Origin of the sequence: Enterobacter cloacae complex sp. 6730903, from assembly GCF_048283985.1 — a bacterium.
Classification (GTDB): Bacteria; Pseudomonadota; Gammaproteobacteria; order Enterobacterales; family Enterobacteriaceae; genus Enterobacter; species Enterobacter hormaechei_C.
Window position 1 is genome coordinate 21,354 of record NZ_JBLVXX010000023.1, and the last position, 14,394, is coordinate 35,747.

The 14,394-nt window shown below is 56.8% G+C and carries 16 protein-coding genes; 12 read left to right on the forward strand and 4 right to left on the reverse strand.

Going from position 1 to position 14,394, the window contains the following annotated elements; all coding sequences use genetic code 11:
- Positions 1 to 345, forward strand: coding sequence for a gamma-glutamylcyclotransferase family protein (locus ACNQ0W_RS13720; protein WP_017383925.1), 345 nt, complete (start codon positions 1 to 3; stop codon positions 343 to 345).
- Positions 346 to 488: 143 nt separating this feature from the next.
- On the opposite strand, the gene ppa is transcribed toward ACNQ0W_RS13720, so the two are convergent.
- Positions 489 to 1,019 carry an inorganic diphosphatase gene (gene ppa / locus ACNQ0W_RS13725; RefSeq protein ID WP_006810347.1) on the reverse strand — a complete coding sequence of 177 codons (531 nt, stop codon included), beginning with the start codon at positions 1,017 to 1,019 and terminating at the stop codon, positions 489 to 491.
- Between the two features lie 309 nt (positions 1,020 to 1,328).
- On the opposite strand from ppa, the gene ytfQ reads away from it, so the two are divergent.
- From ytfQ to ACNQ0W_RS13750, 5 genes are all read left to right on the forward strand, one after another.
- Entirely contained in the window at positions 1,329 to 2,285 is a 957-nt protein-coding gene (gene ytfQ / locus ACNQ0W_RS13730; RefSeq protein ID WP_017383924.1) for a galactofuranose ABC transporter substrate-binding protein YtfQ, read from the forward strand.
- A gap of 132 nt (positions 2,286 to 2,417) precedes the next feature.
- Positions 2,418 to 3,920 carry a galactofuranose ABC transporter, ATP-binding protein YtfR gene (ytfR, locus tag ACNQ0W_RS13735; RefSeq protein WP_017383923.1) on the forward strand — a complete coding sequence of 501 codons (1,503 nt, stop codon included), beginning with the start codon at positions 2,418 to 2,420 and terminating at the stop codon, positions 3,918 to 3,920.
- A 10-nt stretch (positions 3,921 to 3,930) separates the two neighbouring features.
- Positions 3,931 to 4,956: a galactofuranose ABC transporter, ATP-binding protein YtfT gene (gene ytfT, locus ACNQ0W_RS13740; protein WP_160863346.1), complete on the forward strand. Its 1,026-nt coding sequence runs from the start codon at positions 3,931 to 3,933 to the stop codon at positions 4,954 to 4,956.
- Positions 4,943 to 5,944, forward strand: a complete 1,002-nt coding sequence (gene yjfF / locus ACNQ0W_RS13745) for a galactofuranose ABC transporter, permease protein YjfF (RefSeq protein ID WP_062932463.1) — start codon at positions 4,943 to 4,945, stop codon at positions 5,942 to 5,944. The genes ytfT and yjfF overlap by 14 nt, the downstream gene beginning before the upstream one ends.
- Before the next feature lie 93 nt (positions 5,945 to 6,037).
- Positions 6,038 to 7,606, forward strand: coding sequence for a methyl-accepting chemotaxis protein (locus tag ACNQ0W_RS13750; RefSeq protein WP_062932462.1), 1,569 nt, complete (start codon positions 6,038 to 6,040; stop codon positions 7,604 to 7,606).
- A 36-nt stretch (positions 7,607 to 7,642) separates the two neighbouring features.
- Here ACNQ0W_RS13750 and fbp read toward each other — a convergent pair whose 3' ends face one another.
- A complete protein-coding gene (fbp, locus tag ACNQ0W_RS13755) occupies positions 7,643 to 8,641 on the reverse strand; it encodes a class 1 fructose-bisphosphatase (RefSeq protein ID WP_003856070.1) in 999 nt (332 codons plus the stop codon).
- 179 nt (positions 8,642 to 8,820) lie between these two features.
- Between fbp and mpl the strand changes: the two genes are divergently transcribed.
- Complete coding sequence (gene mpl, locus ACNQ0W_RS13760) at positions 8,821 to 10,194, forward strand: UDP-N-acetylmuramate:L-alanyl-gamma-D-glutamyl-meso-diaminopimelate ligase (RefSeq protein WP_017694649.1); 1,374 nt, start codon at positions 8,821 to 8,823, stop codon at positions 10,192 to 10,194.
- 104 nt (positions 10,195 to 10,298) lie between these two features.
- Here the strand turns inward: mpl and yjgA are convergent, their stop codons facing one another.
- Positions 10,299 to 10,850 (reverse strand): ribosome biogenesis factor YjgA, encoded by a 552-nt coding sequence (gene yjgA, locus ACNQ0W_RS13765; protein WP_017383918.1) that lies wholly within the window; start codon positions 10,848 to 10,850, stop codon positions 10,299 to 10,301.
- A 95-nt stretch (positions 10,851 to 10,945) separates the two neighbouring features.
- Between yjgA and pmbA the strand changes: the two genes are divergently transcribed.
- Both pmbA and cybC read left to right on the forward strand, forming a co-directional pair.
- Positions 10,946 to 12,298 carry a metalloprotease PmbA gene (gene pmbA / locus ACNQ0W_RS13770; RefSeq protein ID WP_062932461.1) on the forward strand — a complete coding sequence of 451 codons (1,353 nt, stop codon included), beginning with the start codon at positions 10,946 to 10,948 and terminating at the stop codon, positions 12,296 to 12,298.
- Positions 12,299 to 12,340: 42 nt separating this feature from the next.
- Positions 12,341 to 12,727, forward strand: coding sequence for a cytochrome b562 (cybC, locus tag ACNQ0W_RS13775; RefSeq protein ID WP_062932460.1), 387 nt, complete (start codon positions 12,341 to 12,343; stop codon positions 12,725 to 12,727).
- A 70-nt stretch (positions 12,728 to 12,797) separates the two neighbouring features.
- Here the strand turns inward: cybC and ACNQ0W_RS13780 are convergent, their stop codons facing one another.
- Entirely contained in the window at positions 12,798 to 12,953 is a 156-nt protein-coding gene (locus ACNQ0W_RS13780; protein WP_017383916.1) for a Hok/Gef family protein, read from the reverse strand.
- A 416-nt stretch (positions 12,954 to 13,369) separates the two neighbouring features.
- Between ACNQ0W_RS13780 and ACNQ0W_RS13785 the strand changes: the two genes are divergently transcribed.
- Genes ACNQ0W_RS13785 through ACNQ0W_RS13795 form a run of 3 tightly spaced genes read left to right on the forward strand, consistent with a single transcriptional unit; the run spans position 13,370 to position 14,383 of the window.
- Positions 13,370 to 13,708, forward strand: coding sequence for a PRD domain-containing protein (locus ACNQ0W_RS13785; RefSeq protein ID WP_026080657.1), 339 nt, complete (start codon positions 13,370 to 13,372; stop codon positions 13,706 to 13,708).
- Positions 13,709 to 13,718: 10 nt separating this feature from the next.
- Complete coding sequence (locus ACNQ0W_RS13790) at positions 13,719 to 14,081, forward strand: SFCGS family glycine-rich protein (protein WP_006810339.1); 363 nt, start codon at positions 13,719 to 13,721, stop codon at positions 14,079 to 14,081.
- Positions 14,082 to 14,083: 2 nt separating this feature from the next.
- The gene (locus ACNQ0W_RS13795) at positions 14,084 to 14,383 is read left to right on the forward strand and encodes a DUF4312 family protein (RefSeq protein ID WP_062932459.1); all 300 of its coding nucleotides are present in this window, start codon (positions 14,084 to 14,086) and stop codon (positions 14,381 to 14,383) included.
- The last annotated feature ends 11 nt before the right edge of the window (positions 14,384 to 14,394 follow it).

Below are 14,394 nucleotides of genomic sequence, written 5' to 3' on the forward strand. Positions count from 1 at the left end.
ATGCGAATATTTGTTTACGGCAGTTTACGAACCAGGCAAGGCAACAGCCACTGGATGACCAACGCCCAGTTGCTGGGAAATTACACAATCGAAAACTACCAGTTGTACAGTCTGGGCCACTATCCAGGCGCGGTTCCGGGGAACGGAACGGTACAGGGTGAGGTTTATCGTATTGATAATGCCACGCTGGCCGAACTTGATGCCTTGCGCACCAGGGGCGGTGAATACGCTCGCCAGTTGATCCAGACGCCTTACGGCAGTGCATGGATGTACGTGTACCAACGTTCGGTCGACGGGTTAACGTTGATTGAAAGCGGTAACTGGTTAGACAGAGACCAGTTCTGAAAAACGACAACGCCACCGTAAGGTGGCGTTGTCGTTTTGCGCCTCTTGCTGATTGCAGGCCCGTGCAAGCGTAGCGCCGCCGGGCGAAACTCTCCAGGCACAAAAAAGCCCCGACTCGCGGGGCTTAGTCTCAGCAGTAAGAATTACTTCTTAGCAGCACGCTCGAAGGAGGCGATGATTTCTGCTTTCGCCGCTTCTGCGTTATCCCAGCCTTCAACTTTAACCCATTTGCCTTTTTCGAGATCTTTGTAGTGCTCGAAGAAGTGGGCGATCTGCGCTTTCAGCAGCTCTGGCAGGTCGTTCACATCTTTAATGTGATCGTACTCTTTGCTCAGCTTGGTGTGCGGTACGGCAACCAGTTTCGCATCTTCACCCGCTTCGTCAGTCATTTTCAGCACGCCAACAGGACGGCAGCGAATGACGGAGCCTGGCTGCAATGGGTATGGCGTTGGGACCAGTACGTCAACCGGGTCACCGTCCAGAGACAGAGTGTGGTTGATGTAGCCGTAGTTGCACGGATAGAACATGGCGGTAGACATGAAACGGTCAACGAACAGCGCACCGGTGTCTTTGTCGATTTCGTATTTGATTGGATCTGCGTTGGCCGGGATTTCGATCACAACGTAGATGTCTTCTGGCAGTTCTTTACCCGCAGGGACGTTGAGTAAGCTCATGTCGGTGTCCTTTAAAATGGATGGTAAACAAGTGGCAGGTATTATAGCCAACTGGCGCTGAAAGTCTCCGCCTGTTTTCGTCTTCTCTCCCTCGCGCCTTCACTTTTCAGACCGTTTCCATGACAGGATAATCCATAAACTCAGCCGCATTTTAAATGTTGAAATGAAAGCGATTACAAACTTGTGATTAACGTTTTATTCACTTTTCTGAAGTGTGATGTAACGCAATCCGTAACATATTCCATTGGCTATAGTTCATCCGCGGAACATCTTTTAACCAACAATAACCTACCCTACGAGGACGTTCATATGTGGAAGCGCTTACTTCTTGTTACAGCAGTTTCGGCAGCCATGTCGTCTATGGCGATGGCCGCACCCTTAACCGTTGGATTTTCGCAGGTCGGATCTGAATCTGGCTGGCGCGCCGCTGAAACGAATGTGGCGAAAAGTGAGGCTGAAAAGCGCGGTATTACGCTGAAAATCGCCGATGGTCAGCAAAAGCAAGAGAACCAGATTAAAGCGGTGCGCTCGTTTATCGCTCAGGGCGTGGATGCCATCTTTATTGCCCCGGTTGTCGCCACGGGCTGGGAGCCGGTGCTGAAGGAAGCCAAAGATGCTGAAATTCCGGTCTTCCTGCTCGACCGTTCCATCGACGTAAAAGACAAATCTCTCTATATGACCACCGTCACCGCCGATAACGTGCTGGAAGGCAAACTGATTGGTGACTGGCTGGTGAAGCAGGTGGATGGCAAGCCGTGTAACGTGGTTGAGTTGCAGGGCACCGTCGGGGCGAGCGTGGCTATCGACCGTAAAAAAGGTTTCGCGGAGGCCATCGCTAAAGCACCAAACATCAAAATCATCCGTTCTCAGTCCGGCGACTTCACCCGCAGCAAGGGTAAAGAGGTCATGGAAAGCTTCATCAAGGCAGAAAATAACGGCAAAAATATCTGCATGGTTTACGCCCACAACGACGACATGGTGATCGGCGCCATCCAGGCCATCAAAGAAGCGGGCCTGAAGCCGGGCAAAGATATCCTCACCGGCTCGATCGACGGCGTACCGGACATCTACAAAGCGATGATTGACGGCGAAGCGAACGCCAGCGTGGAGCTGACGCCAAATATGGCGGGCCCGGCATTCGATGCGCTGGAGAAATTCAAGAAAGACGGCACCCAGCCTGAGAAGTTGACCATCACCAAATCCACGCTCTACCTGCCGGACACGGCGAAAGAAGAGTTAGAGAAGAAGAAAAATATGGGCTACTAAGCCCTCGCCCCCTCACCCTAGCCCTCTCCCCGGAGGGGAGAGGGAAAAGGGCGGGTTGGGCAGAAAATTAAAGATGGGCACGACATAGTCCCCTCTCCCCTCCGGGGAGAGGGTCAGGGTGAGGGGGAAACCATGACCACCGAACAACACCAGGAAATCCTCCGCACAGAGGGCCTGAGTAAATTTTTCCCTGGCGTTAAGGCGCTGGATAACGTTGATTTCAGCCTGCGGCGGGGGGAGATCATGGCGTTGCTCGGCGAAAACGGGGCGGGGAAGTCGACGCTGATTAAAACCCTGACCGGGGTCTATCACGCCGATCGCGGCGCTATCTGGCTGGAAGGTAACGCCATTTCGCCCAAAAACACCGCGCATGCGCAGCAACTGGGGATCGGCACGGTCTACCAGGAAGTGAACCTGCTGCCAAACATGTCGGTAGCGGATAACCTGTTTATTGGCCGCGAACCCAGACGCTTTGGCCTGCTGCGCCGCAAAGAGATGGAAGCGCGCGCCGCGAAGCTGATGGAATCGTATGGCTTCTCTCTCGACGTGCGCGAACCGCTGAACCGTTTTTCCGTAGCGATGCAGCAAATCGTCGCGATCTGTCGCGCTATCGATCTCTCGGCGAAAGTGCTGATCCTCGATGAACCCACCGCCAGCCTCGATACCCAGGAAGTGGAGATGCTTTTTACCCTGATGCGCCAGCTGCGTAATCAGGGCGTCAGCCTGATTTTCGTGACGCATTTCCTCGATCAGGTTTACGAGGTGAGCGACCGTATAACGGTGCTGCGCAACGGCAGCTTTGTCGGCTGCCGGGAAACCCGCGAGCTGCCGCAGATAGAGCTGGTCAAAATGATGCTGGGCCGCGAGCTCGAGACCAACGCGCTTCAGCGCGCGGGCCGTACGCTGCTGAGCGAAAAACCGATCGCCGCGTTTCACGATTACGGCAGAAAAGGGACCATCGCGCCGTTTAACCTCGAGGTACGCCCCGGTGAAATTGTGGGTCTGGCGGGGCTGTTAGGCTCCGGGCGCACCGAAACCGCCGAAGTCATCTTCGGGATCAAACCTGCCGACAGCGGAACGGCGCTGATCAAAGGCAAACCGCAAACGCTACGTTCACCGCATCAGGCGTCGTGCCTCGGCGTGGGCTTCTGTCCGGAGGACAGGAAAACGGACGGGATTATTGCCGCCGCCTCGGTGCGGGAAAACATCATTCTGGCGCTACAGGCCCAGCGCGGCTGGCTGCGTCCGATCCCTAAGCGCGAGCAGAACGCGATTGCCGAGCGCTTCATCCGCCAGCTCGGTATCCGTACCCCGAGCGCGGAACAGCCCATCGAGTTCCTCTCGGGCGGTAATCAGCAGAAGGTTCTCCTCTCTCGCTGGCTGCTCACCAAACCGCAGTTCCTGATCCTCGACGAGCCCACGCGCGGTATCGACGTGGGCGCGCACGCCGAAATCATCCGGCTTATCGAAACGCTCTGCGCCGACGGTCTGGCGCTGCTGGTGATCTCGTCTGAGCTGGAGGAGCTGGTCGGCTATGCCGATCGCGTCATCATCATGCGCGATCGCAGGCAGGTGGCAGAGATCCCGCTGGATAAACTGTCGGTTCCGGCGATCATGAATGCCATCGCGGCGTAAGGAGTCAAATGTGATGTCCCGTTCTCTTTCGCAAACTGGCGAAGCGAAGCGCCGCTTCAGCTGGCCGACCGGCACGCCGCAAATCGTGGCGCTGCTGCTGGTGCTGCTGGTGGATAGCCTGGTGGCTCCGCATTTCTTTCAGATTGTCGTGCAGGATGGCCGCCTGTTTGGTAGCCCGATCGACATCTTAAACCGTGCCGCACCCGTGGCGCTGCTGGCGATTGGTATGACGCTGGTCATTGCCACCGGCGGGATCGACCTCTCCGTCGGTGCGGTAATGGCGATTGCGGGCGCCACCGCCGCCTCGATGACCGTCGCCGGACATAGCCTGCCGGTGGTCCTGCTGGCCGCGCTGGGCTCCGGTGTATTAGCCGGGCTATGGAACGGCATTCTGGTCGCGGTGCTCAAGATCCAGCCGTTTGTCGCGACGTTGATTTTGATGGTGGCCGGGCGCGGTGTGGCGCAGCTTATCACCTCCGGTCAAATCGTCACCTTTAACTCCCCGAGCCTGGCGTGGATCGGCAGCGGTAATTTTCTGTTCTTCCCGACGCCGGTGATCGTCGCGCTGGTGACGCTGGTGGTGTTCTGGCTTTTCACCCGCAAAACGGCGCTCGGGATGTTCATCGAAGCGGTGGGGATTAACATTCGGGCCGCGAAAAACGCCGGGGTAAATACGCGGCTGATGGTGATGCTGACTTACGTGCTGAGCGGCGTCTGTGCTGCGATTGCCGGGGTGATCGTGGCCGCCGATATTCGCGGAGCGGATGCCAATAACGCCGGACTCTGGCTCGAGCTGGATGCGATCCTCGCGGTGGTTATCGGCGGTGGATCGCTGATGGGCGGACGTTTTAATCTGCTGCTCTCGGTGGTGGGGGCGTTGATTATTCAGGGTATGAATACCGGTATTTTGCTCTCCGGGTTCCAGCCGGAGCTGAATCAGGTCGTCAAAGCGGTCGTGGTACTTATCGTACTTATCGTGCAGTCGCCGCGCTTTATCACTCTCATTAAGGGGAACCGCGGTCATGATAAAACGTAATTTGCCGTTAATGATCACGCTGGGCGTGTTCGTGCTGGGGTACCTCTATTGCCTGACCCAGTTCCCGGGCTTCGCCTCCACGCGGGTGATTTGCAACATCCTGACCGACAATGCCTTTTTAGGCATTATCGCCGTCGGCATGACGTTTGTGATCCTCTCCGGCGGGATCGACCTCTCCGTTGGGTCGGTGATCGCCTTTACCGGCGTGTTCCTTGCCAAGGCGATTGGCTTTTGGGGGATTTCGCCGCTGCTGGCTTTTCCGCTGGTGCTGGTCATGGGCTGCGCGTTCGGCGCCTTTATGGGGCTTTTGATCGATGCGCTGAAAATCCCGGCCTTTATCATCACCCTCGCCGGGATGTTCTTCCTGCGCGGCGTGAGCTATCTGGTGTCGGAGGAGTCAATTCCGATTAACCATCCGATCTACGACACACTCTCCAGCCTGGCGTGGAAAATCCCCGGCGGGGGGCGCCTGAGCGCAATGGGGCTGCTGATGCTGGGCGTGGTGGTGATCGGGATCTTCCTCGCCCACCGTACCCGGTTTGGTAACCAGGTTTATGCCATTGGCGGCAGCGCCACGTCCGCGAACCTGATGGGAATTTCCACGCGCAGCACGACTATCCGCATCTACATGCTTTCGACCGGGCTGGCCACCCTCGCGGGGATTGTTTTCTCGGTTTACACCCAGGCAGGCTATGCCCTGGCGGGGGTGGGCGTTGAGCTGGATGCTATTGCCTCGGTGGTGATTGGCGGTACGCTGCTCAGCGGCGGAGTGGGGACAGTCCTCGGCACGCTGTTTGGCGTGGCGATCCAGGGGCTGATTCAGACCTATATCAACTTCGATGGCACGCTCAGCTCCTGGTGGACCAAAATCGCCATCGGCATTCTGCTGTTTATTTTTATCGCGCTTCAGCGCGGCCTGACGGTGCTGTGGGAGAACCGCCAGAGCTCACCTGTTACCCGGGTGAATACCTCTGTAACAGAGCGATAACATGCTGAAATTGCTTAAACTCTAAACATTTTCCGGTAGCGGCCGATACTCTTTTTTTATGCCCAGAAATATCTCGCTACCGGAAATAACATCATGCTTAAAACGCTATCGATTCGTACCGGCTTGCTCTCTTTACTGGCCGTTATGACCCTTCTGCTGCTGATTGTCAGCGGCATCGGCATTTATGCCCTTACACAAAGTTCCGCTTCTCTCCAGCGCATCAATCATCTTCAGGGTGAACAGATGGTGCAGCTGAATGCCGGCTATACGCTGATCCTGCGCGCGCGAAACGAAGCGGGGCAGGCCGTCCGCATGATGGAGGTCGGCCTGCTGGACGATGCGGCCAGGGCGGTCAAAACCATTAACCAGGAAGTGGCGCTGGCACAGAAAACGCTGAAGGACGTGATCGGCAGCGGCGTGGCGGATGAGCAGGGGCAAAAGCTGCTGGATAACGTCGCCGCGAGCCTGGCGGTGTACAACCAGCAGGGTATCAGCCCGATGCTGAAAGCCCTGAACGAGCAAAGCGCGGACAGCTATTACGATCTGCTGGAAAACAAGCTGGTCCCGGTGGCGAAGCAGTTTGATAACGATATGCAGGCGTTCCAGGCATGGAGCGAGGCGCGCGGTAAAGCGGAGGTGGGCGCCGTGCAGGCGAGTAAAACCCGCGTGCTGATCCTGATTATCGTCGCGGCGCTGCTGACGGCTGGCATTATCGTGCTGGCCTGGCTGGTGCTGCGCCATATGCTGCTCAAGCCGCTTTCAGCCTCGATTGCCCAGCTGGAACATGTGGCGGCCGGGGATTTAACCCATACCCTGAACGCGCCAGCGAGCCAGGAATTTAATCGCCTTAACGCGGCGATCGAAGGGATGCGCCAGTCGCTGATGGACTCGGTTCTGCGGGTGCGTGAGGCCAGCTCGCAGATTGATACCGGCAGCCGCGAGCTGACGGCCGGGAATATGAACCTGGCCCAGCGCACGGAATCCACCGCCACCTCGCTGGAGCAGACGGCCGCCAGCATGGAAGAGATCACCGCCACGGTGAAACTTAACGCCGATAACGCCGAGCAGGCGCACCAGCTGGCGAAGTCGGTCTCCGATACCGCCGATCACGGCAGCGAAATGGTCTGCTATGTCATTGAGAAGATGCGCGACATCTCCGGCAGCTCGGCGCGCATCGCCGATATCCTGAGCGTCATCGACGGCATTGCCTTCCAGACCAATATTCTGGCGCTGAACGCCTCCGTTGAAGCGGCGCGTGCGGGTGAGCAGGGGCGAGGTTTTGCGGTCGTGGCGGGTGAGGTGCGTAATCTCGCCAGCCGCAGTGCTGATGCGGCGAAAGAGATCCGCTCGCTTATCAGCGATTCGCAAACCCACGTGAACGAGGGCAGCGAGCTGGCGCAGCAGGCCGGTGAGACGATGGACGAGATCGCCACCGAAGTACTGCGTATGACCAAACTGATGCGTGAAATTGCGACGGCGTCTCAGGAGCAGAGCCGCGGTATTGAGCAGGTGAATATCGCCGTCAACCAGATGGATGAAACGGCGCAGCAAAATGCGGCGCTGGTCCAGCAATCATCTGCGGCAACACGTTCCCTGGAGGAGCAGTCGCGCGAGCTGATGGAAGCGATGGCCTCCTTCAAGCTGACGACGCAAACGGCCTGAAAAAAAGGGAGCCTGCCTGGCTCCCCTTTCTACGCGTTACGCGTCCGGGAATTCGCGGATCATGCGTTCAACGTCATCCACCATATGGCGGTTGCCGACGAAGAATGAACGGCGCTGGTGCAGGCTTTCCGGCACGATATCCAGAATACGCTCTTTACCGTCGCTCGCCTTGCCGCCTGCCTGTTCGGCCAGGAACGCCATCGGGTTGCACTCGTACAGCAGACGCAGTTTTCCGTCCGGGTGGCTGGCGGTGCTTGGGTAGAGGTAAATACCGCCCTTCAGCAGGTTACGGTGGAAATCCGCCACCAGCGAGCCAATGTAGCGCGAGGTGTACGGGCGCTGGGTGGCTTTATCCTCTTCCTGGCAGAATTTGATGTACTTCTTCACGCCGTTCGGGAATTTGATGTAGTTGCCTTCGTTGATGGAGTAGGTGTTGCCCTTCTCCGGGAAGCGCATACGCTCCTGGCACAGGCAGAACACGCCCAGGGACGGATCGTAGGTAAAGGCATGTACGCCGCAGCCGGTGGTGTACACCAGCATGGTGGACGAGCCATACACCACATAACCGGCAGCAACCTGTTTACTGCCCGGTTGCAGGAAGTCTTCTTCCGTCACCGGCGTGCCAACCGGCGTGACGCGACGGTAGATGGAGAAAATCGTACCGACAGAAACGTTAACGTCGATGTTGGAGGAGCCGTCCAGCGGATCCATCAGAACAACGTATTTCGCGTGTTCACACCCTTCGAATACGACGATCTCATCTTCTTCTTCAGAGGCGATACCCGCAACGATGTCGCGCGCGCGCAGTGCAGCTTTCAATTTTTCATTGGCGAACAGGTCGAGTTTCTGCTGAACCTCACCCTGAACGTTCTCGGCACCGCTGGCACCCAGGATATCGACCAGACCGGCCTTGTTGATATCGCGGTGGATGATCTTAGCGCCCAGCTTTATTGCCGACAGCAAAGCAGTGAGCTCACCCGTAGCATGAGAGAACTCGTGCTGCTTCTCGACAATAAATTCACCTAACGTTTTCATAACACTTTCCCTGCATCTTATGTTGAGTAAAGCGGTTGATGTCCAACAATCTTAACAAACATTCAAATATTAGCGCAGAGGTGAATCGCGCCAGCAAAATACGGATTTACCTGAAATGCGTTTCACAGCCGCTGACATGTGAGTAAAATGTGCGCCACATTGAAGAAGGATAGTGACGTATGCGCATTCATATATTGGGGATTTGTGGCACTTTCATGGGCGGACTGGCAATGCTGGCGCGCTCGCTGGGCCATGAAGTGACAGGTTCGGACGCCAATGTGTATCCGCCGATGAGCACGCTGCTCGAGAAGCAGGGAATTTCTCTGATTCAGGGATATGACGCCAGCCAGCTGGAGCCGCAGCCGGATCTGGTGATCGTGGGTAACGCCATGACCCGTGGGAATCCATGCGTTGAAGCGGTGCTGGAACGCAATATCCCGTACATGTCTGGCCCGCAGTGGCTGCATGATTTTGTCCTGCGCGACCGCTGGGTTGTCGCCGTTGCCGGGACGCACGGCAAAACCACCACCGCCGGTATGGCGACCTGGATCCTCGAAGCCTGCGGCTACAAGCCGGGCTTCGTGATCGGCGGCGTACCGGGGAATTTCGACGTCTCCGCGCGTCTGGGCGACAGCCCGTTCTTTGTGATTGAAGCGGATGAATACGACTGCGCGTTCTTCGACAAGCGCTCCAAGTTCGTGCATTACTGCCCACGCACGCTGATCCTCAACAACCTTGAGTTCGATCACGCGGATATCTTTGACGACCTGAAAGCGATTCAGAAACAGTTCCACCATCTGGTGCGCATTGTTCCGGGTCAGGGCCGCATTATCCTGCCGGAGAACGACATCAACCTGAAGCAGACTATGGCGATGGGGTGCTGGAGCGAGCAGGAGCTGGTTGGCGAGCAGGGGCACTGGCAGGCGAAAAAGCTCAACGCGGATGCCTCCGAATGGGAAGTGCTGCTCGACGGTGAGAAAGTGGGCGAGGTGAAGTGGGGCCTGGTGGGCGAGCACAACATGCACAACGGCCTGATGGCGATCGCCGCGGCGCGTCACGTGGGCGTACTGCCTGCGGATGCCGCCAATGCGCTGGGCTCGTTTATCAACGCCCGTCGCCGTCTGGAGCTGCGCGGTGAAGCCCACGGCGTGACGGTGTATGACGATTTCGCGCACCACCCAACGGCCATTCTGGCGACGCTTGCCGCATTGCGTGGCAAAGTTGGCGGCACCGCGCGCATTCTGGCCGTGCTGGAACCGCGTTCGAACACCATGAAAATGGGCATCTGCAAAGACGATCTCGCACCGTCCTTAGGGCGTGCCGACGAGGTCTTCCTGCTGCAACCGCAGCATATTCCTTGGCAGGTGGCCGAAGTGGCAGACGCCTGCATTCAGCCGGCGCACTGGAGTGCGGACGTGGATGTCTTAGCGGATATGGTGGTGAAAGCCGCACAGCCTGGCGATCACATTCTGGTGATGAGCAACGGTGGGTTTGGTGGGATCCATCAGAAGCTGCTGGACGGTCTGGCGAAGAAAGCCGCGGCCGCAGAGTAAAAAAAGCCCGGTGGCGCTAGCGCTTACCGGGCCTACATTTTTTCGCACGACCTTGTAGGCCGGATAAGGCGTTTACGCCGCCATCCGGCGCAAACCCGCACAGATTACTCTTCGTTCTCAGACAGCTCGCGCAGATACTGGAAAATCAGGCGCGCAGACTTCGGCGGCTTATTCCCTTCTTTCTCTTTCTTCGCGTTGCGGATAAGCGATCGCAGCTGCTGGCGGTCGGCATTCGGCCACAGGTTCAGCACTTCAGGTACCGCGTCATCACCTTGGTCGATCAAACGATCGCGGATCTGCTCCAGCTTATGGAACAGCGCAACCTGCTGATTGTGGCGGTTTTTCAGTTTGTCCAGCGCCTGACGGATCGGCTCCACGTCGCGCTGACGCAGCAGTTTACCGATAAGCTGAAGCTGGCGGCGACGCCCTTCTTTCTTGATTTTCTGTGCCAGTTCAATGGCATCACGCAGATCCTGGTCGAGCGGGATCTTATCCAGCGCGTTTTTACCCAGTTCTACCATTTCTGCGCCAAGCTGTTTTAACTCTTCGGCGTCACGTTTAATTTCACTTTTACTGACCCAGATGATCTCATCATCTTCGTCTTCGATGTCATCACCGGGAACGTCGTCGAGCCAGTCTTCGGGCTGCTTAGTCATGTCAGGCTCCTTAAAAAAAGAGGCTAATGTTACCAGTTAAGACGCGCACTGAAAAACGGTTCTCTGTTAGACTTCACTTAACTCTCTCTTACAGTATGGCATTTGCGATGAAAGTAACCTCACAAGTTGAAGCGCAGCGTAAGATCCTGGAAGAAGCCGTCTCCACCGCGCTGATGCTCGCTTCAGGTAAATCAGATGGCGCCGAAGTGGCGGTCAGCAAAACCACCGGCATTAGCGTGAGCACCCGCTATGGCGAAGTGGAGAATGTAGAATTTAATAGCGATGGCGCGCTGGGGATCACCGTGTATCACCAGAATCGCAAAGGCAGCGCGTCGTCTACCGATCTGAGCCCGGATGCCATCGCCCGTACGGTGCAGGCGGCGCTGGATATCGCGCGTTACACCTCCCCGGACCCTTACGCTGGCGTGGCCGATAAAGAGCTGCTGGCGTTTGACGCGCCGGATCTCGATCTGTTCCATCCCGCGGAAGTGACGCCGGATGAAGCCATTGAGCTGGCCGCGCGAGCCGAGCAGGCCTCTTTGCAGGCTGACAAACGCATCACCAATACCGAAGGCGGCAGCTTTAACAGCCACTACGGCATTAAAGTGTTTGGTAACTCCCATGGCATGTTGCAGGGGTACTGCTCAACCCGCCACTCGCTTTCCAGCTGCGTCATCGCCGAAGAAAACGGCGATATGGAGCGTGATTACGCGTATACCATTGGCCGCGCGCTGGGAGATTTGCAGTCTCCGGAGTGGGTGGGAAAAGCGTGCGCCGAACGCACGCTGTCTCGCCTGTCGCCGCGTAAACTCTCCACCATGAAAGCCCCGGTCATTTTTGCCAACGAAGTGGCAACCGGTCTGTTTGGTCATCTGGTGGGGGCGATTGCGGGCGGTTCGGTGTACCGTAAATCGACCTTCCTGCTCGACTCGCTGGGCAAGCAGATCCTGCCGGAATGGCTGACCATCGAAGAGCACCCACACCTGCTGAAAGGGCTGGCCTCCACGCCGTTCGACAGCGAAGGCGTACGCACGGAACGTCGTGATATCGTGAAAGACGGCATTCTGACCCAGTGGCTGCTGACCAACTACTCCGCGCGTAAGCTGGGGCTGAAAAGCACCGGGCACGCGGGCGGCATTCATAACTGGCGCATTGCCGGACAGGGCCTGAATTTTGAACAGATGCTGAAAGAGATGGGCACCGGCCTGGTGGTCACCGAGCTGATGGGGCAGGGCGTGAGCGGTATCACCGGCGACTACTCTCGCGGTGCAGCGGGCTTCTGGGTCGAAAACGGTGAAATTCAGTATCCGGTGAGCGAAATCACCATCGCCGGCAACCTGAAGGACATGTGGCGCAATATTGTTACGGTCGGTAACGATATTGAAACACGCAGCAATATTCAGTGTGGTTCTGTATTACTGCCGGAGATGAAAATCGCCGGGCAATAATCCCTGTAAGAGCGTGATTAATAATAAAAAAGGAAGTGAGCAATGCGTAAACACCTGTTAGCGATCGTCGCGGCTTCAACGCTGGTTCTTGGCTCATCTGCGTTTGCTGCCGATCTCGAAGACAACATGGACATCCTCAGTCAAAACCTGAAGGTGGTGCAGAAAACCGACAATGCGGCGGAAATGAAAGACGCACTGACGAAGATGCGTGAAGCCGCGCTGGATGCGCAAAAAGCGACGCCGCCGAAGCTGGAAAGCAAAGCGGCGGACAGCGCCGAGATGAAAGACTACCGTCACGGCTTTGACGTGCTGGTCGGCCAGATTGACGGCGCGCTGAAGCTGGCGAACGAAGGCAAAGTGAAGGAAGCCCAGGCGGCAGCCGATCAGTTTGTCGCGACCCGCAACACGTACCACAAAAAGTATCGTTAATTGGGTGCCTGAGCTGTACGTCCTCTCCCCGTATGCGGAGGCGCATGATGCGCCCCCGCATCGTTGCTCCCTACTTGCCGGAGCGACAATCCATCCGCGCTGTCACTTCAAGCGAGCCGTTACGAAAACGGATCTCGCACAGTGTTTTCCTCGTCACCAGCGTTAAGATGATTATTGTCAAAGAAATAATCATCAAAACCCCGATACTTGGGTTTCTGCGTTTCATGGATGCCTCCTTGCTTTAAAGCGGGCGAGGTAGCGAACTCCACGGTCCGACGTGTCGTTTCGAGCCCCCGCCCTGATTTTTTATCAGGCGGGGCTTTCCACTTTCCGTCCCATGCCTGAGACGGTCAGTCTCAAGCACCCGCCGCCACTCTAGCGAATCTCCATAAGAAAACCTTATCCACGTCACATTTCTACGAGCCTGCTCGTAATCTTTTCCACTCCGCTTAGCAGTCTACTGCCGCGTAATAGCGTGATATTCATCACGTAAATCTAGCGATTTATACAGATTCACCGCATTTATGTGGCACAGATCACTGCCGCTGCTCGCCTTTCCACTTCGAAGTGGAAAACAACTCGCTACAAACAATTCCCCCTCGACGTTAGTTTTATTCCAGAGCCATTAACGGGGTAAGACGAGTGATTAACGGAGCGGTAATGAACGACGTTGGGGAACAGGCGGTGCAAACAGAACAGCTCGCGAACACCATGCTTCAGCAGGTCTACGCCCTGCTGGCCCGGCACAACATCATTCCCAACGCGGTACAGGAGCAGATGCTGACCTCCCACGTTCGCGCAATGGCGCACCGGTCCGTGACCGGCGAGCCGCTGCCGGAGGTTGAAGCAGAGCTGTTCGACGAAATTTCACCAGATTCAATGCAACTCGCCCGTGAAGTGGTAGCGCAGTTCGGCAACCTTCCTGATGAAGAGGCCTGGCTGCTCTCCGTTCACTTCGAAGTCGCGAAAGACAACCTTTAAGGAGCAACACATGGAACAGATTACAGTCGTGATTGGCGATCGCCTGGGTAAAGGTCAGAAAGTGGCTGCGGGTGTGGAAAAAGCCGGCGGACGCGCGGTTGTCGTACCGGGCATGGCAGCGGATATGAAGCTCGGTGACGTGATGAAAGCAGAAAACGCCACCTTCGGGATCTCCTTCTGCGGCAGCGGCGGCGCGGGCGCCATCACCGCTCAGACCAAATATGGCTACAAGGCCAAATACGGCATGCGCTCCGTGGATGAGGGGGTGACCGCCATCAACGAAGGCTGCAACGTGCTGGGCTTTGGCTTTATGGATAAAGAAGAGCTGGGCGAGCGTCTGGTACAGGCGTGGCAGAAGAAATACGGCGCGTAAGTATGAAAGAACAGTTCACAACCACGGTGAGAGTGAAGGGGAAGGGCGACGCCAAAGCGTGCGCCTTTGCCGACGCCCTCAACCACGTTCAGGCCGCGGTGATGAAAGCCTCACCGCATATCTTACTGCGTATTGAGCCACAGGATGTGCAGGTTGTTCAGGCGCAAGAAGCGGTGCGAAAAGAAGCGTTTCTGTTCTTCTTTTTGCGCCGGGAAAGACGCACCTACAGCGTGGAGCTGGATGTGACCGTCAACGTGACCGCCATCAATCTCGACCAGGTGGACTTCGTCACGCAACGCTGATTATTCATAAA

Coding starts and splice junctions, on each gene's coding strand:
- ACNQ0W_RS13720 (WP_017383925.1), top strand. CDS start 1: ATGCGAATATTTGTTTACGGCAGTTTACGAACCAGGCAAGGCAACAGC.
- ppa (WP_006810347.1), bottom strand. CDS start 1,019: ATGAGCTTACTCAACGTCCCTGCGGGTAAAGAACTGCCAGAAGACATC.
- ytfQ (WP_017383924.1), top strand. CDS start 1,329: ATGTGGAAGCGCTTACTTCTTGTTACAGCAGTTTCGGCAGCCATGTCG.
- ytfR (WP_017383923.1), top strand. CDS start 2,418: ATGACCACCGAACAACACCAGGAAATCCTCCGCACAGAGGGCCTGAGT.
- yjfF (WP_062932463.1), top strand. CDS start 4,943: ATGATAAAACGTAATTTGCCGTTAATGATCACGCTGGGCGTGTTCGTG.
- ACNQ0W_RS13750 (WP_062932462.1), top strand. CDS start 6,038: ATGCTTAAAACGCTATCGATTCGTACCGGCTTGCTCTCTTTACTGGCC.
- fbp (WP_003856070.1), bottom strand. CDS start 8,641: ATGAAAACGTTAGGTGAATTTATTGTCGAGAAGCAGCACGAGTTCTCT.
- mpl (WP_017694649.1), top strand. CDS start 8,821: ATGCGCATTCATATATTGGGGATTTGTGGCACTTTCATGGGCGGACTG.
- yjgA (WP_017383918.1), bottom strand. CDS start 10,850: ATGACTAAGCAGCCCGAAGACTGGCTCGACGACGTTCCCGGTGATGAC.
- pmbA (WP_062932461.1), top strand. CDS start 10,946: ATGGCATTTGCGATGAAAGTAACCTCACAAGTTGAAGCGCAGCGTAAG.
- cybC (WP_062932460.1), top strand. CDS start 12,341: ATGCGTAAACACCTGTTAGCGATCGTCGCGGCTTCAACGCTGGTTCTT.
- ACNQ0W_RS13780 (WP_017383916.1), bottom strand. CDS start 12,953: ATGAAACGCAGAAACCCAAGTATCGGGGTTTTGATGATTATTTCTTTG.
- ACNQ0W_RS13790 (WP_006810339.1), top strand. CDS start 13,719: ATGGAACAGATTACAGTCGTGATTGGCGATCGCCTGGGTAAAGGTCAG.
- ACNQ0W_RS13795 (WP_062932459.1), top strand. CDS start 14,084: ATGAAAGAACAGTTCACAACCACGGTGAGAGTGAAGGGGAAGGGCGAC.